Here is a 22,898-nt window from a genome sequence, read left to right on the forward strand (position 1 = left end):
CCGTCAATCGCATTCGCTTCCCTATAGCCCTGCGGCCTGCTCCGCGCTGACAGCCGAGCCGATCACGCGAGTCTCTGCGTTTTCTTCGACGACTTCAATTGAGTACCCCTGCAGCGGACTCATCTTCACCATCTGCTGCATATAGTCCTTGAGCATTGGCAGGTCGATATTGTCCACATACGTTCCGGTCAGGAAGAACTTGCCCGGTCCGGCCATGTGGATCGAGGTGGCGGTCGCTGCAGCCAACGCCTTGTGATACAGCCGCTTGAACTCCAGGCAGCGTATATCGCCCTTTCTAGCCTCTTCGAAGACCTCTTCCGGTTCCATGTCGAGGAAGCGCAGCCGCATAGCGCGGTGGCCCATGATGCCTTCCAGGTGGCCTCTGCCGCCGCAGCCGCAAAAGGTTTCCTTATCATCGAGCGTCACCACGGAGTGCCCGCCCTCCCAGACACCTGCCATGTGCGGATATCTGCCGTGTCCGATGCCCAGGCCGATGGTCCAGACGCGGATCATCGAGTCCAGCTTGCCGAACCTGGCGGCCAGCCCTGCCGCGACACCGTCCGCGTCGTTCAGCAGCGTCACTGGAGCGGCGATGCCATGATCGTGCAACTTCATGCTGATCAAGTCGCGCAGACGCGCTCCCTTGAGCTGCGGCAGATTGGGAGCTTCTTCGACGACGCCGCTTTTCACCAGTCCTGGAACTGCAATGCCAACTGCATCCAGATTCTTCTCACCATTCGCAGCTGCGAGAATCTGGTCGCAGATCGTTTCCACCAGCGCATCGGTGTGCAGCTCGACCAGCGCACTATAGTCTTCCTCGTCTTTGGGAAAACGCTTGATGCCGCCCACCAGCTTGTGGTCCACCACAAACCCTGTGTGAATCTGCTCCGATAATGTGACCCCAACCGACTTTGCCATTGCTCTCCGCCTTGCACCCGACCAGCGTCAGATATGTACCGGTTGTCCCACGGCCGCCTTAGTCAAACTTGCTGACGCGGTTCAATCCGTTGAAAGCCGCCACTTTATAACATTCCGCGAGAGTTGGGTAGTTGAAGACTGTATCCACGAAGTACTCGATGGTTCCACCCAGCGCCATGACGGCCTGCCCGATGTGCAGCAACTCGCTGGCTCCCTCGCCGATGATGTGCACACCGAGGATCGAGTGGTTCTCGCGATGGAAGATCAGCTTGAGCCTTCCGGTGGTATCGCCGCGAATCTGGCCGCGCGCGATCTCGCGGTAGTAGGCAACGCCAACCTCGTAGGGGACGTCTTCCTCGGTGAGCTGTTCTTCCGTCTTGCCGATGAAGCTGATTTCCGGAATGGTGTAGATGCCGTAGGGGTAAAAGCTGGGGTTAGAGACGATCGTCTCGTCGCCGAAGGCTCGTGCAGCACCGATGCGTCCCTGCTCCATCGACACGGAGGCGAGCGAAGGGAAGCCGATGACGTCGCCGGCGGCGAAGATGTTCGACACCTTCGTCCTGAAGTCCTTATCCACGGGAATGCGACCGCGCTTGTCGGCCTCGATGCCGACGGCGGCGAGGTTCAGCTCGTCGACGTTGCCCTGGCGTCCAACAGCGTAGAGCAGCGCATCGCCGGAGACTTTCTTCTTGCTTTCGAGGTTCGCCACAACGGTGCCGTCAGGCGATTCTTCCACCGATTCCACCTCTTCGTTGAGGCGCATCGTCACGCGGGCGTCGCGGAGGTGGTAGCTGAGCGCCTCGACGATCTCCTGGTCGGCGAACTCGAGCAGGCGCGGACGACGCTCGATCAGTGTGACGCGGACGCCGAGCGCGGCGAACATGCAGGTGTATTCGACACCGATGACGCCTCCGCCAACGACAATCATCGTCTTCGGCAGGTTAATGAGCTCGAGGACCTGATCGCTGTTGATGATGGTCTTGCCGTTGATGGGAACCTTAGGCGAGCTGGCGGGCTTGGTTCCCGTGGCGATGAGGGTACTCTTTGTTTCGTAGATGTTCGAGCCGCGCGAGTTTGTGACCTTAATGTGGGTCGCATCTTCGAAGCTGGCGACGCCTGAGAGCATCTCAACGTTGTTGCGCGAGAGCTGTGCCTCGGTGACGTCGATCTCGGTCTTGATGACGTGCTGCACGCGGAAGGCAAGATCGGCCATCGTGATCTTTTCCTTCACGCGATAGTTCATGCCGTAAATCGATTTGTAGTTGTATCCAGAGAGGTGAAGCACCGCCTCGCGCATGGTCTTGGAGGGAATGGTGCCGGTGTTGATGGACACGCCGCCGACGACCTCGCGCATCTCCACCAGGGCGACCTTCTTGCCCAACTTCGAGGCATAGATGGCCGCACGCTGCCCAGACGGGCCGGAACCGATAACGATCAGATCGTACACACTACTCATAGACTCCAAGCTCTTGCATCCTGATTCGCACGGCGCAGCAACATCACCGCTTTCACCAGTCCAGAGGCCCTATTCCTCGCGGAGCCAGACAAAGCTTCGGCTCCCTTACGCGAAGACTATGGCCTTCACAACATTTCGAACCGATCCGGCCTCGAAATCAGGCCAGCCGACCGACTCCCCTTTTCTGCATGACTCTGCCTAAAACCTACCACAGAGGCTCTACCGGCTCATTAACCGTGCCCAACATGCGTTGTCGCATCTACACTTAACGGCGTGCTGCGCTGCGCGATCACCGACCGCTCGATTTTTCCGGGCGATGAATCCCAAAAACGTTCTGCTCTTCTGGAAACGGTCAGCCACTGGGCCGCTGAAGGGATCGAGCTGATCCAGTTGCGGGAGAAGAATTTGGCTCCGGACGATCTGGTTGAATTTGCCCGGGCGGTTCGTGCGGCGATTCCGGAGGAATCGGCCTCGCGGCTTCTGATCAACTCCAGCCTGCGGGCAGCGCTGCTCAGCAAGGCTCATGGTGTTCATCTGCCTGCGCATTCGCCGCTGCTGCCGGATGATGTGCGGCGTCGTTATGCCGTCGAGCGGCTGGGTGAACCGATCATTACCGTCTCGTGTCATCACCTGGCTGAGGTCCAGATTGCCCGGCTGAACCATGCGGATGCGATCTTGTTTGCCCCGGTCTTCGGAAAAATGGTGAAAGGGCTGGAGGTTACGCCTGCTGCTGGTCTTGAAGCTCTTCATGCCGCGTGTGTTGCGGCCGCTCCGCTGCCGGTCTATGCGCTGGGCGGTGTCACGAGAGAGAATGCGCCGCAATGCGTGGAGGCAGGTGCGGCCGGGGTGGCCGGAATACGGTTGTTCCTGCGCCCATTCGGCACCCCCCTCCCCCCAGGGTGATTTTCGAACTTGTTTTGTTTCAATATGTTACGAGTTTTGCACAAGGTAAAATATTGGATCGAAATGGGTTAGCTATCAAAATATTGAATACAAAGGGTTTGCGGTGGGCAAATGAGAAAGCCCCGGATTTTGTCCGGGGCTTTCTCTACTGCTGTTTTTATTGTAGCGAGACGATAGAAACTAATCGGCATTTTTTGCGCGTTTATTTTCCGAGATAAGTGCAGCTAAATGTTCGACTTGCGGAATCTGGTTCAGTTTGAGGGGCTTGACAGGAAAATGAAGCCTATCGCTGTGCCTGCTCGGGCAAACCGCGGATTCGTGCGGCTTCGCTCCGGTTGGACTCAACTCAGTCAGAAGCGCTCGTCGGCTGAGGGGCCATAGAGTGCCGGGACGGCCGCTTCGTTGAGGCGGAGATAGACCGTAAGCTGGCCTCGGTGATGGGCCCAATGGCTGAGCATTCCATTGAGGATGTTGATGTAGCGGGGCTCCTCGGTGATGAGGTGGCCGTGGGCCTTGAGTCGCCAGTTGGTCATCAGGTGCTCGTCGGTGGTGGATTCGAGAGCGGCGATGCCCTTCTTCATGCTTTGGTCGAAGAGGTCGAGCAGCTCGGAGGTCTTCGTCCATTCGACAGGCTTGTTCTTGTTTTCACCGACGGGGGCGAAGTCCAGCTCGTCGAGATTGATCATCATGTCGATCCAGCTCGGCATAGTCGCTACGAGTGAGGCGAGATAGCCCATCTTCATGGACTTTTCGTGCGGAGCCCAGTCGTTGCGGCCCTCCGGCACACGCTCGAGCGCTTTACGAGTGGCCGGCTCTTCGCGCTTCAACTCCTCTAAGAACAGATCCTTCAGCTTCATGTTTTGCCCTCCTCGGCAGTTCTGGAGGAAGCGTACAGAGGGGCTACTGACAGCCTGCTGTCAGTACGTTCTTCTATGCGGCGTATTTATTTGGAGGGGACGGGCGCGCCGTCGAAGTGAAAGACCTCGGGGAGATTGAGCCAGTGCGTGCCGGCTTTGACGGCCTCGGGGAGAGGGACCTGCATGGGGTCCATGATCTTCCACCAGCGTTGTGTCTCGGGGTCGGCGGCCATGAGCTTCATGTCGGCGTCGAAGTCGGTGCCGTGGTACTCGAAGTAGGCGATCAGGAGGTCTTCGTGCAGATAGATGGAGTAGTTGCGGATATTGCACTTCTCGATGCGATCGAGCACACCGGGCCAGACGTCGGCGTGGTAGCGGATGTACTCTTCCCTGACTTCAGGACGCAGCTTGATCACCTGTGAGAAACGGCGCATAGATATTCCTCTCTTCGCAATGTACCTCAGGGGCTGAAGCCCCTTCTACCGGAGCCGTTTGCGGCACGGCTGAAGCCGTGCTCTTAACAAAACCCATATCGCCGGCCCATTGACCGGCGGGAGGCAAAGTCCTACGCTTAAGGATGTGCTGATTACCCCTGTAGAACTGTTCGATGAGCCGCTGGAGATCGATGAGACGATCGCTCCCGGTGCGCTGGAATATGGCCCTGATATTCGACAGGTTTCGTCTTTACCTGTGAAAGGACAGGCGGACCTGCTGGTGGAACACCGGAGCGAGGAGCGCGGGTCGCGCTCCCACGTCAACGACATACGCCTGCGGGCGGAGTACAAGGGCGAGTTCGAGATTCTGTGCGCGCGGTGCGTGGAGCCGGTGCCGCAGACGCTGGAGGGGAAGTTCGACCTGATTTTCCGGCCGGTGGAAGCGGATAGCGACTCCGGCGAGCACGCAATTACCCCGGATGAGACCGAAATCGGGTATTATGAAGAGAGCGGTCTTTTGCTGGAAGACGTGGTGCGCGAGCAGGTACTGCTTTCGCTGCCGACCCGGACTCTGTGCAAGCCGGACTGCAAGGGCCTCTGCCCTCGCTGCGGTCAGAACCAGAACCTCGCAACCTGCGCCTGTGAACAGACACCGTCTGATCCGCGCTGGAATGCGCTGGCGAATCTGGCTGACAAGATCGAGGTTAAGCACTAAAAACAAGTTTTCCGCTCGTCTCCGCCCTTGAAGGCTGGGCGCGGGCGAAGCGAAAGGGATACTGCAATGCCTAATCCAAAACGGCGTCACTCCAAGCAGCGCACCGCCAAGCGCCGCAGCCACGACTTCCTGACCCCCACCGGCCTCTCCGAGTGCCCGAACTGCCACGAGCGCAAGCTGCCGCACCGCGCCTGCCGCAAGTGTGGCACGTATAAGGGCCGTGAGGTCCTTACGGTTAAGGAAGCCAGCTAAACCCTTCGGTCTCGCATGAGACACAGGTTTTTACGATCAGCCGTTTCTCCGTGCGGGAAACGGCTCTTTCCTGTTTAAGTTCTTCGCCTTCCCCGGCCAGCCAATCTCTCAGCCAAGCATCCTGCAAAAAATGCGGGGGTTCCTCGGCTTCGCTCGGAATGACGCTTCTAAGGGAGAAGCACGCTACCCTCGCGCCCGCGCCTAGTATGCGATTCGCTACCGCGTGCCAAGAACGAGACATCTGATACGGCGACAACCTGTTATCGTTTTCCCTGATGCCAATAGACATCGTCGTTGACGCAATGGGTTCGGATAAGGCTCCTGAGCCTGAGGTACGTGGGGCTGTGCTGGCTGCCCGTCACTATGGGGTGCGGGTTCACCTGGTGGGGCCCGAGGATATTCTTCGTCCACTGCTTCGCCAACAGCTGAAACATCAGAAACATCTCGACGTCTTCGTGGTTCCGGCTTCGGAGTGGATCACGATGGACGACAAGGCCGCGCAGGCAGTGCGCTCGAAACGCGATTCGACGATGCGCGTGGGCCTGAAGATGGTGCGCGAGGGGCGGGCCGCGGGATTCTTCACGGCCGGCAATACGGGCGCGGCAATGGCTACGGCGAAGATGGTGCTGGGGATGCTTTCGGGCGTGGACCGGCCGGCGCTGGCGACGATTGTGCCGACGACGAAAGGCGTTCCGTCGCTGCTGCTGGATGTCGGGGCGAACGTGGATTCGGACCCGGACAATCTGGTGCAGTTTGCGGTGATGGGGCATATGTATGCGCAGAATGTGCTGAAGGCGCAGAATCCGCGGGTGGGGTTGCTCTCGATCGGCGAAGAGGATTCGAAGGGCAACGCGCTGACGCGCGATACACTGCCGCTGCTGCGTGAGCTGAAGGGGATCAACTTCATCGGCAATGTTGAAGGGCGCGATTTATTCAACGGACACTGCGACGTGATTGTGTGCGATGGATTTGTGGGTAATGTGGCGTTGAAGACGTCGGAGGGCATTGCGAAGCTGGTGAGCACATCGCTGCGTGAGTCGCTGAAGTCTACGGTGACCTCGCAGGTGGGCGCGTTGTTGTCGCGGCGCGCGTTCGATGACTTCAAGAAGCGACTGGATTATTCGGAGTATGGCGGCGCACCGCTGCTGGGGGTGCGCGGCGTATGCATTGTGGGGCATGGATCGTCGAATGAAAAGGCGGTCATGAATGGCATTCGTGTCGCTGCGGAGTTTGCCCATGCCGAGGTGAATGCGGGCATTGAGGCCGCGTTGCGTGCGGCAGCACCGATGGTCTAGGTGCGGATTTTATTTCATATCAAAGCGGGCGAACTGCAGGTCCTTGCGCTTTTTTCAGGATGACACTTTTTCTATGGGCTCGGCATTTGTAGCTGCACAGACGAAATGCGGGGGTTCCTCGGCTTCGCTTCGCTCGCTCGGAATGACACTTTCTTACCGATCCGTTCGCTCAGGATGACCGATCCGCTCGCTCAGCATGACACCTTGATTCCGTCACGGAGATGAGTCTAGCTGCGGGTGAGCGGCTCGAGGGCGCAGGCCAGCTCTTCTATTCCACGTCGGATTTCGCGTGTACTTACGGCAGCAAAGCCCATCTGCACGCCTTCGCGGGTGCGGCGTGATTGCTCCTGCTGGCTGCGGTAGAAGCCAGTGAGGGGGATGAGATCTACGCCGCGCGCGGAGGCAGCCTTTGCGGCTTCGCTGGCGTTGATTCCCTTTGCGAACCATCCGACGGTCTGCAGGCCGGCTTCGATCTCGGAGATTTCGAGTACACCGGCGAGGCGCTTGCGACTCTCTTCGAGCAGGACGCCGAGGCGTTCGGCGTAGAGCTCGCGCATGCGGCGCAGGTGGCGGCCGAAGTGGCCTGCGTCGATGAACTCGCTGAGCACGATCTGTTCGAAGAGAGGAGCGTGCCGGTTGAGGATGGATTTGGCCGCGGCGAAGCGCTCGACGAGATCTTCGGGCACGATGAGGTAGCCGAGGCGGAGCGCGGGAAAGAACACTTTGCTGAAGCTGCCGGCGAAGAGCACCATGCCGTTGCGATCGAGTCCCTGCAGGGAGGGTACGGTGCGGCCGGAGTAGCGATACTCTCCGTCGTAATCGTCTTCAAAGAGCAGTACGCCGGTCTTGCGTGCCCATTCGAGCATCTCGAGGCGACGCGCAAGGCTCATGGTGACGCCGAGGGGAGCCTGGTGTGCAGGCGTGATGTAGGCCAGCTTTGCCCGATGCCCGGCGCGTGGAGGAAGTCTGGCTCCATGCTCGTCGATGGCGAGGGGGATGACCCTGGCTCCTGCAGCTTCAAAGACGCGTGCTGCACCGATGTAGCCGGGGTCTTCCATGCAGACGGTATCGCCGCGGTTGAGAAAAAGGCGGGCAGCGAGGTCGAGCGCCTCCTGCACGCCGGAGACGACGATGACCTGTTGCGCGGAGCATACGACTCCGCGTGAGCGCGTGAGGTAGGCGGCAATGGATTCGCGCAGAGGGCCGTAGCCCATCGCTTCGCATCCGATGAGCTGCATCATCGAGGCGCGGCGCAGGCGGCGATTGGCGATTTGCGCCCAAAGCGTAACGGGAAACTCGTCGACCGCGGGAAGGTTGGGCCGAAAGGCGCGCGAGGCACGGCTGGAGAAGTTGGGGAAGGCACGAACCGACGTTCCGTAGACGGAGAGTCGGCGCTGGGCGGGTTGCTGTTTTTTGGATTTGGCAGCATTGCGTGAGGCTTCGCGCCTGACTTCGAGGAGGTCTTCGGGAAGAACCTTGCTGACGAACGTGCCGGAGCCGATGCTGCCTTCGACGTAGCCTTCCGACTTGAGCTCATCGAAGGCGGAGACGATGGTGCCGCGTGAAAGGCCGTATTCGCGGGCGAGATCACGCGTGGCGGGCAGGCGCGTTCCAGGACGCAGCTTGCCTTCGAGGATTTGCTGGCGCAGGCCGCTGTACAACCACTTATAAGCCGATTCGTCCTCAGCGCGCGGAGGCAGGAGAATCTCGGTCAATGGGGACCGTTTTGCCATAGTCAGCCCTCCCGGAAGTGGTACAGCAAGATTACTGTAAATGGAGCTACCTGAGTGGTCTACTTCTGACTATCTTGATCTCAGCGCAAGGAAAGCGGAAGGAGAGTCGAGATGATGTCACATGCAGAGGACTGGGCTTATCTGTTCGCGATTATCTGTTATGCGCCGATGACCTCCATCTCACTCCCGGTGGCGCAGCAGCAGGCTCCCGCGGCTGTGCAGCAGGCTCCGGTTGCGAGGACCAGCACGGTTCTATCGCGGCCGCTGCCGGAGCTGAACGGTAAGAACCTGAGCGTGCAGGTTGTGCGCGTGCATTATGGTCCGGGCGAATCATCGAACGCGCACAGCCATCCCTGCCCGGTGGTTGGTTATGTGCTGGAGGGAGCGGTGCGCATGCAGGTGCAGGATGCGGGCAAGCAGGAGGCCGGTCCGGTGACGGTTTATCGCGCGGGCGAGTCGTTTTACGAAGCGCCGAACGGACAGCATCTTGTTTCGGCAAATGCAAGCCAAAGCGAGCCGGCGACGTTTCTGGCGACTTTTGTCTGTGACCATCCGACGCCGCTCACAGTTCCCTCACCCAATAAGAATGGAGCAGGCCGATGACCTTTGTGAATCCCATGCAGCGTTTTGCACCGTTGGCGCTGTCCTTTGCGCGTCTTGCGCTGGGCTCAGCATTTCTCACAGCCGTCGCGGACCGCTTCGGGCTGCTGGGTCGCTACGACGGATGGGGAAATTTTGCCAGCTTCATGGCCTACACCGCGCAGGTGAACTCGTTTATGCCTGCGGCGACCATACCGTTTCTTGCGTGGAGTGCGACGATCGCTGAAACGGTCTTTGGGATTGCCCTGGTCGTCTGTGCGTTTCTGCCCGCGCAGGTCGTCAACGCGAGTCCTTTGCCGCGCTGGGTGGCGCTGGGATCGTCGGTTCTGCTTCTGCTGTTCGGAATTGCCATGATGGTGGGGCTTGAGTGGAAGAAGCCATTCGATTACTCGGTCTTCTCAGCCTCGGCGTGCGCTTTACTGCTGGCTATCTATTCTTAGCCTGCTTCCTGAGCGACCTGAGAGGCGAACCACAACTACGTACAGACAATAAAAGGAGAGCATCACTATGCAGCCACGTTACAACTATGCCAAGAATTCGCCCGGTGGTTACCAAGCCATGATCGGGCTAGAGAAGTATCTTGCGCAGTGCGGACTCGAGGAGGGGCTTCTACACCTGGTGAAGCTGCGTGTCTCGCAGATCAACGGATGCGCATACTGTCTGGATATGCATTGGAAGGACCTGCGCGCGATGGGCGAGAACGAACAGCGTCTGTATTCGCTGGATGCATGGCGCGAGTGTCCGTACTACACTGACCGCGAGCGCGCGGCGCTGGCGTGGGCCGAGGCGCTGACGCTGATTACCGAAGGGCATGCTTCGGATGAGGTCTATACCGAGGTGAAAGCGCATCTGAACGAGAAGGAGATTTCGGATCTCTCGCTTCTGGTTGCGACGATCAATGCATGGAACCGGCTGGCGATCTCGAACCGCACGACGCCGGGGACGTATCAGTCAGCCAAGAAGCATGAAGCTGTGACTGTTTAGGCTACAGGTGATGAAGGGTACGGCCTGCGATAGGCCGTGCCCTTGTTATTTTCCGTAGATCAGGCTGTAGAGGAGTACGGCGAGTACGCCTGCGCTGATGGCTGTGTACAGGCGGTCGCGTTCTGCGAGAAATGCGATAACCGCGAAGACGACTCGCGCTACCGGCGTTGCGATGAGCAGGAGGATGCCGACCTGGATGATGGCGGCGGCGTTGCCATGAGACATGCCGTCGATCAGCTGTCCTTTGTGCGCGAGCGTAAGCGGATGCGCGATGAAGCTGCGATAGTCGACGGACTGATGCGCGTGGTCCTGCAGATAAAAGGCCATGCCCGCAAGTACGACGGTGGAGGCCATGACGACGCCGAAGCGCAGCAGGATGCCCATCGCCTGCTCCATACGCTCATCGTTGAGAAGGAAACGCATCATATCTTTCCCAGCCAGCCGTTGACTATCATTTCGACGCCGAGCGCGAGGATGACGAAGGTGAAGATGGTGCGCAGTACAGAGACACGTGCGCGGGAGAGAATCTTCGCTCCGGTGATGGCGCCGAAGAGAACTCCCAGCATGACCGGTGCGGCGAGCGCAGGGTCGATGTATCCGCGCCGCAGGTAGATGCCTGCGCTGGCGGCTGCGGTGACGCCGATCATGAAGTTGCTGGTCGTCGTGGAGACTTTAAACGGGATGCGCATGATGCGATCCATCGCGAGCACTTTCACCGCGCCTGAACCGATGCCGAGAAGGCCGGAGAGCGTTCCTGCGCCGAACATCATGGCGAAGCCTTCGGGGATGCGATCGACCTTGTAGTTGATCTTCTGCCCGTCGGGGCCGGGGTAGGAGCCGGAGAGCTTCAGCTTGTCGGAGGCTGGGTTGTCGACGGCGGCATCGACATGCGGAGAGCGACGGCTGCGCCAGGAGAGCCATGCGGAATAGAGCAGGACGCCTCCAAACAGAATGGCGAGGGCGCGCGTGGGAACCTTGGCCGCGAGATAGGCACCCAGCAAGGCTCCGAGTGTGGTCGCGACTTCGAGGAACATGCCGATGCGCACGCTGGAAAAGCCTTCGCGGACATAGGCTGCGGCAGCTCCCGAGGAGGTTGCGATGACGGAGATCAAGGAGGCCCCGATGGCGTAACGGATGTCGACGTGAAAGACCAGAGTCAGCAGAGGGACCAGAACAACGCCACCGCCAAGGCCGGTCAGCGCGCCCAGCAGGCCGGCAGCCGACGAGCTCGCAAAGACCAGCAGCGTGAAGACCAGGACCGTCATCTCATTCCATTCTAATGGGAAGGCACGTATAAATAGGCTTAGATTCCCGCGTCATTCTTCTGCCCGGAGCATCCAACAGCCATGAGTGACTGGACGCCAGAACAGATACCCTCGCTGCGGGGCAGGCGCTTTGTGATTACGGGCGCTAACACGGGCATTGGGTATCATGCCGCGCTTAAGCTTGCCCGGCGCGAGGCCGACCTGGTTCTTGCGTGCCGCGATCCGCGTAAGGGTGAGGCCGCGCTGGGCCGGTTAATGAATGAAGCTCCTGGAGCCAATGCAGAACTGGCCATACTGGATCTGGCGTCGCTGGATTCGGTGCGTCGCTTTGCAGCGGAGGAGCTTGCCAAGCAGAGGCCGCTGCATGTGTTGATTAACAATGCCGGCGTGATGGCGCTGCCACAACGGTTGGAGACTACGGACGGTTTTGAGATGCAGTTCGGCACGAACGTTCTGGGTCACTTTGCGCTGACCGGGCTGCTGCTTCCGGCGATGGAACGATCTTCGACGATTGGGAATCCGTCGCGGGTCGTGACGATTGCATCGATCGCGCACAAGCGCACGCACCTGAGGCTGGATGATCTGCAGTCCATGCAATCGTACTCGCCGATGCGGGTTTATCAACAGACGAAGCTTGCGGATCTGATGTTCAGTTTTGAACTGAGCAGAAGGCTGCGTGCGGAGGGTTCTTCGGTGATGAGCGTGGCGGCGCATCCGGGTGTTGCTGCTACGGATCTGTTCCGCACAGAAAACCGCTCCGGCTTTGTGAAAACGCTGCGCTCCGTCATTGGAGAGGCGATCAGCATCTTTCTGAATACGGATGCCGAAGGTGCGTTGCCGACGTTGTATGCAGCGACGGCAGCGGATGTTGTCGACGGCGGCTACTATGGGCCGCAGGGCTTTGAAGAGATGCGCGGCGAGACGGTGGGGCCAGCGAAGGTGGCTCCGCAGGCACTTGATAAGAGTGCTGCGGCTCGGCTGTGGGAGCTGTGCGAGGGTTGGACTGGCGTTTGCTTTCCCTGAGTTAAAGAACACGCGCTGCTATTGCAGCGCGTTGTCCAGTGAAGTCTCTTGCGCTAGTGCTCGCTGATTGCTGTTCTTCTCGGAGAAGGCGAGGAAGAAGCCAACCAGCACAACTACAGAGATGATGGCGCAGAAGATCCAGATGGAGTGCCACTCGTAGGTGGCTCCTCCGACCGGTGCGGACAGGTGATAGTGATCGACCACGGCACCGGAGAGCCAGGCGCCGACGAACATTCCCAGGCCATAGGTGACGAAGGTGATCATGCCCTGTGCTGCGGCACGGATGCCTACGTTGGCCTTGTTGTCGACATAGATCTGTCCGGTGACGAAGAAGAAGTCGTAGCAGATGCCGTGCAGCAGGATGCCGGCCCAGAGCATCCACATGCCTGCTCCGACGTTGCCGTAGGCGAAGAAGAGATAGCGCAGCACCCACGCGCTCATGCCGGCGACCAGCATGTATTTGACGCCCAGACGGCGGAAGAACCAGGGGATGAGCAGCATGCAGAGCATCTCGGACATCTGGCCGCCGGTCATCTTGCCGGCAGCGTTCTGGACGCCGATCTGGTTGAGGTAGAGGTTGGTGAAGGCGTAGTAGAACTGCAGCGGGATGCAGATGCAGAACGAGGCCAGCACGAAGACCAGCATCGAGCGCTCGCGGATGAGGTCGAGCGCTTCGCGAGGGAAGATGCTGTTGATGGTGAACTTCTGACCGCGGCCGAGCAGCGGCGGCGTCTTCGGCAACGTGAAGCAGTAGAAGCCCATGAGAAGTGAGGAGAGCGCAGCGATCCGCATGGGCGTTGCTGTGGCTTCGACACGCATGGTGCCAATGATCAGGCCGGCGATGATCCATCCGATGGAGCCAAGCACGCGGATCGAGCCGAAGTCTTCTCTGGGGTCGCTCATCTGCCGGAATGAGAGCGAGTTGGTGAGCGCCATCGTCGGCATGTAGCAGAGACAGTAGATGAGCAGGAGCGTGTAGAAGATGCCGAATGACACCTGCATGGAGGCTACAAAGAGGAGTGCACCGCCGAACAGATGCAGCAGGCCGAGCAGCTTTTGCGTATCGAAGAACCTGTCGGCAATGATACCGACGAAGAACGGGGCCACAATCGCGCCGATGGCTGTGGTTCCGTAGGCGACGCTGATCTGCTGTCCGGTAAAGTGCAACGGCCCGGAGAGCCAGGTCGCCATTGTGACGTACCACGCACCCCAGATAAAGTACTCCAGGAACATCATGACGCTTAGTCGCGCCCGCATCTGCAGCTTCATTCGGCCTCTCCCTACTGCTGGTTCACTCTGATGGTACGTCCTGCCAGACTCCGCCAGCAGCATGGCTCTTCAACATGGTTTCGATCACCTGGGTCACGTGCGCTGCGTTCGCGAAGGTGCAGACGGTCGCGCGGCGCTCGCCGGTGCGTACCCAATGGTATATGTCGGCGACGACGTTGAAGAAGGCGTCGCTCCAGCTTTCCTGATGGCCTGCAGGAAGATGCGCGTAGGCAGCGGCGGCGGGCAGCATCAGCGATGGGTCCTTGCCCATGATGGCGTTGGGGCGGTCGTGGCAGCCGATCCACAGCTCGTTCTGCTGCTCCTGCTTCCAGCCGAGAGATGCCTTGCGTCCGTTTAGCTCGATCTCCAGCCCGTTCTTATGGCCGGGGACGACCTGTGCCGCGCGCAGATTTCCTTTGACGCCGTTTTCGAAGCGAACGAGAACATTGGCCAGGTCCTCTCCGTGGACTTCGACGGGCGTGCGCTGGACATCCTTCTTCTGGCTGAAGGCTTCTGCTGAACCGCCGGAGGAATAGCGCGTGGTCACGACGGTCGTCAGGTCGGCCAGCACGGCGACGATGCGCATGCCGGAGATGTGCTCGGCGAGATCGCACCAATGCGAGCCGATGTCGGCGAGTGCGGAGCTGGGGCCTCCCATCTTTGGATCGGAGCGCCAGGAGTAGACCGTGTCATCGGTCATCCAGTCCTGAAGGTACTGGCCGTGGATATAGAAGACGCGTCCCAGATCGCCTTCTGCCACCATCAATCGAGCCTGCTGCACCAGCGGGTTGCCGCGGTAGTTGAACGTAACGGCATTAACGACACCTGCTTTTGCTGCGGCATCACGGAGTCGGATGGCTTCGTCAGCTGTGATCGCGAGCGGCTTGTCGGAGACGACATGTTTGCCGGCTTCGAGCGCTGCCAGCGTGATCTCGTAGTGGAGATAGCTTGGCGTGGTGTTATGCACGACCGTGACTTCGGGGTCGGCGAGCAGTTCTTTATAGTCGCCATAGGCACGGGGCACATTCCACTGCTTCGCCTTCTGCTCGGTCCGGGCTGCGTTTGAACCGGCGATCGCAACCACATCCACGTCGCCCAGCCGACGCACCGCATCGATGTGGTGCGGTGCAATAAATCCGGGACCGATCAGGCCCATTCCAATCTTCTTCACTTCCTGAACCCTCCTTGAGGTTCCGCGCTCATCCATCCATCTAATATGGACATAATCGATTTAGCAATTTTTTCTGAAAGAATTTTGAGCAGCGATCGTAGATGATGCAAAAAATACGGTCCCGGCATGACGCCGGGACCGTATCGACATGCAATTGATTAGGAACGAGAGACGATGATTGGGCTTCGCGGCTGCACATCGACGACGATCTCTCCGTTTTGCGGCTTGATCGAGACGGGCTGTAAGCCGGTCTTGGTTGCTGCGTTGGCTTTGATGTTTGCGGCGCTCCACCCGGCAGGGAGTGGATGGCGCAGGGTACGGGCATCTTTGGAGTAGAAGACGATGCGGTCGTTGCCGAGCGGGCAGGCGACCCAGCCTTCGGTTGCGACGTCGGTTCCGCCGATGGTTGCGGTGTACCTGCCGGTATCGAGCGAGACCTGAACCTTGCCCCCTTCGACTTCGAGCACGGAGTCGTTGCCGTTGTCGGTGAAGGCGAGGATGTTTCGGCGATGCAGCAGCATCCACGGAACGGCCTGCAGGTAGAAGGTTTCGGCGACGGTCAGGCGGTCTTCTTCATAGCGTGTCATGAAACGCGGGCCGCCGCCGTAAAACATCTGCTGCGCGCCGGGGTGGGTCTCGCCGCGATGCATGCCGTCTCCCCAGCTTGCGACCTGACGATAGACGGCGGGGAACATCGGTATGGGGCGACCACCCATTGGGCATGAGCGGATGCCGCATCCTTGCCAGAAGAAGCTGACCTTGCCCATGAAGGGATAGCGCGGCGCCTCGGAGCTGACGTCGATGCCGCGCTGATGATACGCATCAAGGATGCGGAGTTTGCCGTCAACGAGATTGGTATATCCGCTGGCGGGAGATTCGCGGTCCCAGTCGTTGCGGATGGCGTAGTAGGTCAGCACGTCGATGTGCGTGGTGCCGGGAAGCTTGTACTGCTTGCAGGTGTAGTCGACGCGCTCGAGAGCACCGTGGCGCAGATATTTTGCCAGGCCGAGGATGTAGGACTTCTCGCCTGTCCAGGAGCGGCTATTGTAGAGCTCGCCATCGGGGCGGCGGGCGACGATTTTTTCGTCCCACTTGGGGCTGCTGCGATAGCCGTCGTCGTAGTTGTCGGAGAGCGTGACCTTTGCGTTGTACTTTTTGGCGTTCTCCATCAGACGCATCATGCCTTCGTAGCCGCCGATGCGTGCGTCGACTTCGTTGACGGCAGGGTAGCCGGTGTCTTTGCCTTTGAACTGCCATCCCCACAGATGCACGATCTGCGGGATGTTGCCGGTGAGCGCGGCGACTTCGCGAATGATCTCCTCACACTGGGCGAAGGTGGTTGCGGGCTGCGGCCAGGTGGGCTCGTCCAGACGAATGCCATAGGTATAGACATCGTCGTACATCGTGGTTCGCTTGGGCGGAAGCTGTTTTCGTACATAATGTGCGCCGGCGAGCCATGCCTGGCTCCAGTCGCCGGTGACGGCGAAGAAATCGAGATGACAGAGCGGCTGCTGACGCACCAGAAGATTCGGCGTGCCCGCATTGCCGCAGTTGAGCGGCTCGTCCTTGCCGAGATTGAGATCGGCGCACAGACCACCGTCGACGCGGTGGCGCTGCACGGTGCCCATGGCTCCGCGTCCGTCTGCCGAGACGGACATCGCTCCGCCATCCATATAGCCTTCGTTGACGAGCACGCAGAAGGCCTTCGCATCACCAGTCATCAGGACAGGGAGCGTGCTAAGCGTGTCTCCCCAAAACTGGTTGAGGCCGAGCTTGCCCGGCTTTGCCTTGGCGATCTCGATTAGCGCGCCGCCTGTGTCGCCGTGCGCCATCCACGCATGATCGCGCTGACTACGTACGGTGACGAGCGCGGGTAGGCGAACCTCCAGGAGTTCGAAGCCGGGCTTCTCGCTTACCTGTTCGAGCGTGACGGTCAGCCGCGATCCTGCGGCGACGTAGCGTATCTGAAAGGTTGTAGCGAGGGTGCCGCCGAACTCCGCGGAGATGTCGAAGAGGACGCTGGATGCTTGCGGGTGGACAGCTGTTACTTTTGCCTGCACGGCATCGCGAGTCCAGGGATTCTTTCTGCAGACGAAGACTTCGATGGGCGAGCTGGTGTCGTCTCCCATGAGGTCGACATTCTTGCCTGCGAGAACGTATTGCGCAGGGATACCGTGTTCAGCATCAAAGGTAACGGTTAACGCCGGGGTATGAATGTTGAGCGGGCGGCTGGCGGACTTCGGCTCGCCAGCATAGGTCTTCTCGGAGACAACTGCCCCAACACCCGTGGCGGCAGCCAGTTTTACAAAGGTACGGCGATTGAACGTCGTGATCTCTTGCCTCATGCCATTTCACCAGTAGAAATAAACTTTCTATCTCAAAAGAGAGTAGAGAGCATACTACCAGCGTGCCCACGTACATGGGCAAGAGATCCCACGCTTTTTTTTGACGAATTACAGGATCCGGCTAAAGAACCTGGGCCTTCCAGGCTTCGAGCCGCTGGATCGCGGTATGGATGTCTGCCGTTTTCTGTACCAGGTTTGGCTCTTCACGTTCGATGGTGAGGGGGCCCGTATAGTTCATCTGTTTCAGCTGGCGAATAAAGGCGGGGAAATCCACCTCTCCGTCTCCAAGTGCGCACTCATGCCCGAGAAGGCCAGCGCCGGCAGGTGACCGACCATCCTTGCAATGCACCGACACGACATGCTGTTGCAGAAGCTTCAACGCCTGTACCGGATCACTGTATCCATAAAGAATCAGGTTCGCGGGATCGAAATTAATCTTCAGGTTCGCACGGTCTACATCCGCGAAGAACTGCAGGAGCACCGGCGCAGACTCCTGCCCTGTTTCGAGGACAAAGTTTTGGCCGTTCTTTGCCATGGCATCGCACAGGTCGCGAGCGACGTCGATCAGCTCCGCGTACAAAGGCTCGGCGCTGGCGGCGGGAATAAATCCGATATGACACGAGACAGCACGGATGCCGAACTCTCGCGCAAAGCTGGCGATCTCTTTTGTGCGCGCGATACGCTCGGGGCGATACTTCGCATTGGTAAAGCCGACGGACTCATGGACCCGCTCAAGGTTAGAGTAATCTTCACCCTCGTAGCAGCACACCGCGCTGGTGAGAACGATCGGCGAATTGGCCAATGTAGTCTTCCAGTCTTTGACTGCTGATGCGCAATCAATCGAAGGCGGGATGCCAAGCTGGATCGCGCGCAGGCGGAACTGCGAAATAAACTTTAGTGTTTCGTCGGCTGTCTTCTCGGCCCAGACAACAAGGCCAATCTCCATGGGTTCTACTGTTGCCATACAAGCTCCTGTCCACCTGCTTCGCGCGAGGCTTTAAGTTGAAGTGCGAGTTTGACTGCCAGCGCGGATTCGGACGGCGGGCATACGTTTGGTGGCTGGTTGTTTCGGCAGCACTCGACAAAGTAGGCAATCTCATCGAAGTACGGATCGTGCGCCGGGATCTCCACCGGAGCTTCCACACCGTGCAATGTCTGGATCAATTGATTGTCGTGATGCACTAGCCGTGCATCTGGGGCTTGGATCTCGAAGCTGGCAGAGAACGCAGCTTCAGGATTGAGCCAGCCGCCTTCGACAATGACATCCAGCCCCGACGCATAGTGAAGCGTCCCGCGCATCGTATCGACTGGACCTATGCTGACAGCACGCACGGATTTGGGCTGACCAAAGAGGTCAAGCGCCATATCGAGATCATGGCAGAGCATATCGAGGATGGCGCCGCCGCTGCGCGACTCCTCCGTGAGCCATCCTCCCCACTGCGGGTAACCGGCACTTCGGCGCAGTATGCAATGCGTCACGTTTTCGCGGCCAACTCGATCCAGAAACTGCGCGGCATAGCGATAGGGGTACATGAACCGAAGCACCTGGCCGATCATGAAGGTGCGACCGCTTTTGGCAGCAGCGGCCAACAATTCGTCGCATTCCGCAACAGTCAGAGCCATGGGTTTCTCGCTTAGTACATGCTTTCCTGCTGCAAACGCAGCCAGCACAACCTCGCGATGCATATCTGTTGGCAGGCATACATCAATCGCATCGATCTCCGGATCGGCAATCACTGCTCGCCAGTCGGGGTTCCACTGAACGGTATCTGGCAATGGGCCACTCGCGAGGTCGAGGTTACCTCGTGCAGGAGCATCTGCCGTCGGCCGCGTGCGCGTCGAGACTGCCTTCACCTCGGCATCAGGAATGCGCTGTATCGCAGCCAGATGCGCGCCTCCCATGAATCCATAACCAAGCAATGCAAACTTCATCTCATCCATTCTCTCTTATGCAGAGCATCCGTTCATGGGTGCTCTACGTAAATTTGTCTGGGGCAAAGAAAACGGGCAGCTCATGAAATGAGCTGCCCTCGTGCCATGAAGCAAATTAGAACTTCAATCGAGCCGCGAACTGGATGAGTCGCGGGTTGTAGGCGTTAGCCGTAGAACTGATCACGCCATAGCTTGATATTGGCGTGAAGCCAGCGACTGGGAAGCCGCTGCACGCGGTTGTGCATGCCTGATAGGAGAGCGATGCAGACGGATTCACAAACTGCGCCGTATTCAGCACATTGAAGGCCTCCGTGCGGAACTCAAACTTCAGACTCTCGCGAATATCGAACGTCTTGAACAGAGACAGATCCACTCGCTGCAACCCGGGACCGAACAGCTGATTGCGACGCTCGTTGCCAACCGTGCCTGCTGGCTGAAAGACAAACGCGTTGGTATTGAACCACCGGTTAACCGATTTGCCGCTGCTCAAATTGGGATTCGCGACCACGTTCGGACGGTCACTGTTGCCGGCCGTCGGACGCGTACCACTGCGGTTGGTCACGTTCGTGACCGAGAATGGCATACCGGTGTTCCATACCACTACACCGTTCGCCTGCCATCCCTTCGCCAACACACCGACGAAGCCGTGTGTCTTCTCGCCGAACGGAAGCTGATAGTTGAAGGTTCCCGTCACGCGATGACGGACATCAAGGTTGCCGTTGCCGTATTCGATGGTCGGGATCAGATCAGCCGATGAGCCGAAGCCGTTGCCGCCGTTGTTGCTGATCGACTCGGAGTTATCGAGCAGACGCGCCCACGTATAGCCAAGCTGCAGATCGAGCCCCTTACTGAAACGGCGCTTCAGGACGGCCTGCATCGCGTTGTAGCTGCTGGAACCGGCGCTGCGATAGAGCGGAATGGACGTTACCAACGGAGAGCTGGATGCGAAACGACGCAGTGAGTTAAAGTTCGAGTTTGTTGCAGGTGAATTAGTAGTTGTATCGCCAGGGTTGAGGAAGACTTGAGAAGCAGAACTGAGCGGAACGGTATTGTAGTCAGAAAGATAATAGGCGTTATGGCGCCCCAACTCACCAACATAGGATAGAGACCCAACGAAACCCGCGAACTCACGCTCGAGCGTCAGATTGAACTGCTCAATATAGGTGGAGCGGAAGTGCGGATCCAGTGCTGCAGTGATGCTGCCGCTAGGATTGGTGTAGCTGTTGGGTACGGGGGTTGGCAGGCCGCCAGCAAACTTCTGGAAAGGAGCCGCCTGTGCAGCAGTGTATTTATAGGGACCGTTGGGATCGGTCAGAGCATTGACCGATTGTTGTGGCGTAAAAGCTCCAAAGGTCGCGGTAAAGGGCTGGTTGACCAGTGCCGAGCCAGAGGTTGTGTTTTCCGGCGCAAACGTTAGCCCGAAGCCGCCACGGACAACCGTTTTCTCGATTGGAGTGTAAGCGAAGCCGAAACGCGGCGCGAAGTTGCTATAGTCGGTCTGGATACCGCCGTGGACTCCAGTATTTACACCAGCGACCAGAATCTTGCCCAGAGTGATGTCATAGTTGGACAAAACATTGTTGACCTCGGTATATGGCGTGAACAGGTCGTAGCGCAACCCAATGTTGAGCGTCAGATTGTTGGCAATGTGCACATCGTCCTGGAAGAAGAAATGCGGCTCCCATGTACGGTTGCGGGGGGTACGGAGAATCCAGTTACGGCCACCGCTCAGGTAGTCGCCTGAGAGCAGTGTGGCGAAAGTGTTGAAGGACCAGTTACCGTTCGCCGTGTCGGTTTGCGTCGTGGCGTCCTGACGACGGATGACACCTGCACCAATCTTTATCGTTTGGCGCCCCTTGATGTAGTTGAGGACACCTTCATACTGATAGGTGTTCTCGTGGTAGATGATTGGAGGACGATTACCCAGCGTGGTGCCAGTATTGCTGATGGTGATCGCCGACAGCTCCGCTGTACGACCGTCGACGTTGATGTTCGGCTGTCCCATGGCCGTGTTAATGGCCTTCCCAAAATTTAGTGGATACTGTGCGTTGTCGAGCAGCGTATAGCCAGCCTTCAGCTCCAGCAGGAAGGTGGGAGTAAAAGCATGCACATAATTTATGTGCGCCTGATGAGCACGTGTCTGCGCAGGCCCGGGGTAGTTGCCCAGGTTGCCGCCCGGCTCAATCACGCCAGCGGCAGAACCCACTGCAGGGAACAGGCTGCCGATCTTCGTGTCGACGCGGTTATAGGTATAGCGCAGATAGGCGAGATCGCCGTTCTTGAAACGGTGATCGAGACGACCATCTCCTGTTTTCGAAAACTGTGAATCGGGTCGAGCGGCCGCAAAATTATTTGTGAGCCCGCTATTGGTTGGGAGCGGAAAAAGATTGAAGTATTGCAGACCGATCTTGTCGATCGAGCTCGCAGGTACGACCGTACCGATCGCCGGATTATCCGTGAAGTTGCCGGGGTTGTTGCGCTCAAACAGCGTCGGCACCGTGGTAGTCGTCGGGTTTTGATTGCGGACGACATCGAGCCCTTCATAGTCGGCGAAGAAGAAAGTCTTGTCCCTGACAATCGGCCCGCCAAAGCTGCCGCCGTATTGGTTTTGACGATACTTCGGCTTTGGAATATTGAAGCCGAACTTGTATGGATTGGCATTCAGCACATCATTACGGAAGAACTCGTAGGCCGAGCCGTGAAATTGGTTAGTACCCGATTTCGTAATGACATTGATGATGGCACCAGCAGCACGACCTACCTCTGCCGTGAAGACATTGGTCTGCACGCTGACTTCCTGGATTGCGTCGACCGAAGGACGGACGCCGATGGAGCCGATGACGCGCTCGTTGTTGTCGATACCATCGATCGTCTGGTTGTTCATCATGTCGGCTTGTCCGTTGACGGAGACGGACGAGGTCTGGCGGCGGTCGTCGGGGCGGTTGCCGCTGGCCAGGCCGTTGTTCAATCCTTCGGTCGCGCCGGGAGTGACCTGAACCAGGTTGATAAAGTTACGTCCGTTGAGTGGAAGTTCCTGGGTTGCCTTCTCCGTCACGGTCGTAATCAGCGCTGCGCTATCGGTATGCAGAGCGGGAGGAGCTGCGTCCACTTCGACGGTCTCTCCGGTTCCACCGATCTCCAGATGCGCGTCTTCACGAGCGCGGTCGCCAGCGGCAAGAGCAAATAAACTGATTTTGAAGACCTTGAAACCCGCCGCTGTAACGGTGAGCGAGTAGCGGCTTGGCTTGAGCAGGGTAAATGTGTACTCACCGCCTCCGCCAGACGTGACGACGCGCTTTTCCTGCGTGTCGACGTTGGTCAGCTCTACGGTGGCTCCGGGAACAACCGCACCGGTGCTGTCGGTGGCGGTACCCACCACATCGGCAGTTGTGTTTTGAGCAAAGGCCGGACTGGCCGCAACTGCAATCGCAAGTAGCAGCGTAGTAGCCCGTAGACAACGGTTCCAGATACCGCGGGCCTTTTGCATGGATTCGTGCTGACCGCGTTCAGCCAGCATCTGATCTTTATTCGTTTTGTGTTTCACAGGCGCCTCCTTGCATTTACCGATATATCACCGCTGTACAACCGTAGACCGGCTCAACCCTGGCAAAAATACGACATCGTCCTGCAATAGATCCTGCTCATGGATGGCCATGTGCTGGGTCTCGAATTTATTTGCTTACCGAAACAAATAAGAACATCTCTGCATGGAGTGACAGACTGCGTATTACCTGACGGACGCGAAC

The 22,898-nt window shown here is 58.6% G+C and carries 21 protein-coding genes; 8 read left to right on the forward strand and 13 right to left on the reverse strand.

Features of this window, described 5'->3' with window-relative positions; genetic code table 11:
- Positions 1-21: 21 nt before the first annotated feature.
- Complete coding sequence (locus KFE13_RS08070; protein ID WP_260706654.1) at positions 22-918, reverse strand: ROK family protein; 897 nt, start codon at positions 916-918, stop codon at positions 22-24.
- A gap of 58 nt (positions 919-976) precedes the next feature.
- A complete protein-coding gene (gene sthA, locus KFE13_RS08075) occupies positions 977-2,374 on the reverse strand; it encodes a Si-specific NAD(P)(+) transhydrogenase (protein WP_260706655.1) in 1,398 nt (465 codons plus the stop codon).
- A 273-nt stretch (positions 2,375-2,647) separates the two neighbouring features.
- Between sthA and KFE13_RS08080 the strand changes: the two genes are divergently transcribed.
- Positions 2,648-3,277 carry a thiamine phosphate synthase gene (locus KFE13_RS08080; protein WP_260706656.1) on the forward strand — a complete coding sequence of 210 codons (630 nt, stop codon included), beginning with the start codon at positions 2,648-2,650 and terminating at the stop codon, positions 3,275-3,277.
- Between the two features lie 350 nt (positions 3,278-3,627).
- Here the strand turns inward: KFE13_RS08080 and KFE13_RS08085 are convergent, their stop codons facing one another.
- On the reverse strand, positions 3,628-4,134 hold the full coding sequence (locus KFE13_RS08085) for a DinB family protein (RefSeq protein ID WP_260706657.1): 507 nt from the start codon (positions 4,132-4,134) through the stop codon (positions 3,628-3,630).
- An 86-nt stretch (positions 4,135-4,220) separates the two neighbouring features.
- Entirely contained in the window at positions 4,221-4,568 is a 348-nt protein-coding gene (locus KFE13_RS08090) for an L-rhamnose mutarotase (RefSeq protein ID WP_260706658.1), read from the reverse strand.
- 145 nt (positions 4,569-4,713) lie between these two features.
- Here KFE13_RS08090 and KFE13_RS08095 point away from each other — a divergent pair, with 145 nt between their 5' ends.
- From KFE13_RS08095 to plsX, 3 genes are all read left to right on the forward strand, one after another.
- Positions 4,714-5,283 carry a YceD family protein gene (locus tag KFE13_RS08095; protein ID WP_260706659.1) on the forward strand — a complete coding sequence of 190 codons (570 nt, stop codon included), beginning with the start codon at positions 4,714-4,716 and terminating at the stop codon, positions 5,281-5,283.
- 66 nt (positions 5,284-5,349) lie between these two features.
- Positions 5,350-5,535 (forward strand): 50S ribosomal protein L32, encoded by a 186-nt coding sequence (gene rpmF, locus KFE13_RS08100; protein ID WP_084169451.1) that lies wholly within the window; start codon positions 5,350-5,352, stop codon positions 5,533-5,535.
- 275 nt (positions 5,536-5,810) lie between these two features.
- Complete coding sequence (gene plsX, locus KFE13_RS08105) at positions 5,811-6,830, forward strand: phosphate acyltransferase PlsX (RefSeq protein ID WP_260706660.1); 1,020 nt, start codon at positions 5,811-5,813, stop codon at positions 6,828-6,830.
- Positions 6,831-7,057: 227 nt separating this feature from the next.
- On the opposite strand, the gene pdxR is transcribed toward plsX, so the two are convergent.
- Positions 7,058-8,563 (reverse strand): MocR-like pyridoxine biosynthesis transcription factor PdxR, encoded by a 1,506-nt coding sequence (pdxR, locus tag KFE13_RS08110; RefSeq protein ID WP_260706661.1) that lies wholly within the window; start codon positions 8,561-8,563, stop codon positions 7,058-7,060.
- 111 nt (positions 8,564-8,674) lie between these two features.
- Here pdxR and KFE13_RS08115 point away from each other — a divergent pair, with 111 nt between their 5' ends.
- The 3 genes from KFE13_RS08115 (at position 8,675) to KFE13_RS08125 (ending at position 10,147) form a co-directional block, all read left to right on the forward strand.
- A complete protein-coding gene (locus KFE13_RS08115) occupies positions 8,675-9,166 on the forward strand; it encodes a cupin domain-containing protein (RefSeq protein WP_260706662.1) in 492 nt (163 codons plus the stop codon).
- Positions 9,163-9,603, forward strand: coding sequence for a DoxX protein (locus KFE13_RS08120; protein ID WP_260706663.1), 441 nt, complete (start codon positions 9,163-9,165; stop codon positions 9,601-9,603). Before KFE13_RS08115 ends, KFE13_RS08120 begins: the two co-directional genes overlap by 4 nt.
- Before the next feature lie 67 nt (positions 9,604-9,670).
- Positions 9,671-10,147 carry a carboxymuconolactone decarboxylase family protein gene (locus KFE13_RS08125; RefSeq protein ID WP_260706664.1) on the forward strand — a complete coding sequence of 159 codons (477 nt, stop codon included), beginning with the start codon at positions 9,671-9,673 and terminating at the stop codon, positions 10,145-10,147.
- Between the two features lie 45 nt (positions 10,148-10,192).
- Here KFE13_RS08125 and KFE13_RS08130 read toward each other — a convergent pair whose 3' ends face one another.
- Positions 10,193-10,573 carry a DUF1634 domain-containing protein gene (locus KFE13_RS08130; RefSeq protein WP_260706665.1) on the reverse strand — a complete coding sequence of 127 codons (381 nt, stop codon included), beginning with the start codon at positions 10,571-10,573 and terminating at the stop codon, positions 10,193-10,195.
- Positions 10,570-11,412 carry a sulfite exporter TauE/SafE family protein gene (locus KFE13_RS08135; RefSeq protein ID WP_260706666.1) on the reverse strand — a complete coding sequence of 281 codons (843 nt, stop codon included), beginning with the start codon at positions 11,410-11,412 and terminating at the stop codon, positions 10,570-10,572. Before KFE13_RS08135 ends, KFE13_RS08130 begins: the two co-directional genes overlap by 4 nt.
- 81 nt (positions 11,413-11,493) lie before the next feature.
- On the opposite strand from KFE13_RS08135, the gene KFE13_RS08140 reads away from it, so the two are divergent.
- Positions 11,494-12,435: an oxidoreductase gene (locus KFE13_RS08140; RefSeq protein ID WP_260706667.1), complete on the forward strand. Its 942-nt coding sequence runs from the start codon at positions 11,494-11,496 to the stop codon at positions 12,433-12,435.
- 18 nt (positions 12,436-12,453) lie between these two features.
- On the opposite strand, the gene KFE13_RS08145 is transcribed toward KFE13_RS08140, so the two are convergent.
- From KFE13_RS08145 to KFE13_RS08170, 6 genes are all read right to left on the reverse strand, one after another.
- Complete coding sequence (locus tag KFE13_RS08145; protein WP_260706668.1) at positions 12,454-13,704, reverse strand: nucleoside permease; 1,251 nt, start codon at positions 13,702-13,704, stop codon at positions 12,454-12,456.
- Positions 13,705-13,726: 22 nt separating this feature from the next.
- Positions 13,727-14,875, reverse strand: coding sequence for a Gfo/Idh/MocA family protein (locus KFE13_RS08150; protein WP_260706669.1), 1,149 nt, complete (start codon positions 14,873-14,875; stop codon positions 13,727-13,729).
- A gap of 158 nt (positions 14,876-15,033) precedes the next feature.
- Positions 15,034-17,220 carry an endo-alpha-N-acetylgalactosaminidase family protein gene (locus tag KFE13_RS08155; protein ID WP_260706670.1) on the reverse strand — a complete coding sequence of 729 codons (2,187 nt, stop codon included), beginning with the start codon at positions 17,218-17,220 and terminating at the stop codon, positions 15,034-15,036.
- Positions 17,221-17,341: 121 nt separating this feature from the next.
- Positions 17,342-18,184: a sugar phosphate isomerase/epimerase family protein gene (locus KFE13_RS08160; protein ID WP_260706671.1), complete on the reverse strand. Its 843-nt coding sequence runs from the start codon at positions 18,182-18,184 to the stop codon at positions 17,342-17,344.
- Complete coding sequence (locus KFE13_RS08165; protein ID WP_260706672.1) at positions 18,172-19,152, reverse strand: Gfo/Idh/MocA family protein; 981 nt, start codon at positions 19,150-19,152, stop codon at positions 18,172-18,174. Before KFE13_RS08165 ends, KFE13_RS08160 begins: the two co-directional genes overlap by 13 nt.
- A 115-nt stretch (positions 19,153-19,267) precedes the next feature.
- A complete protein-coding gene (locus KFE13_RS08170; RefSeq protein WP_260706673.1) occupies positions 19,268-22,696 on the reverse strand; it encodes a TonB-dependent receptor in 3,429 nt (1,142 codons plus the stop codon).
- Positions 22,697-22,898 lie beyond the last annotated feature (202 nt).

The organism is Edaphobacter flagellatus, assembly GCF_025264665.1.
In the GTDB taxonomy this organism is placed as follows: domain Bacteria; phylum Acidobacteriota; class Terriglobia; order Terriglobales; family Acidobacteriaceae; genus Edaphobacter; species Edaphobacter flagellatus.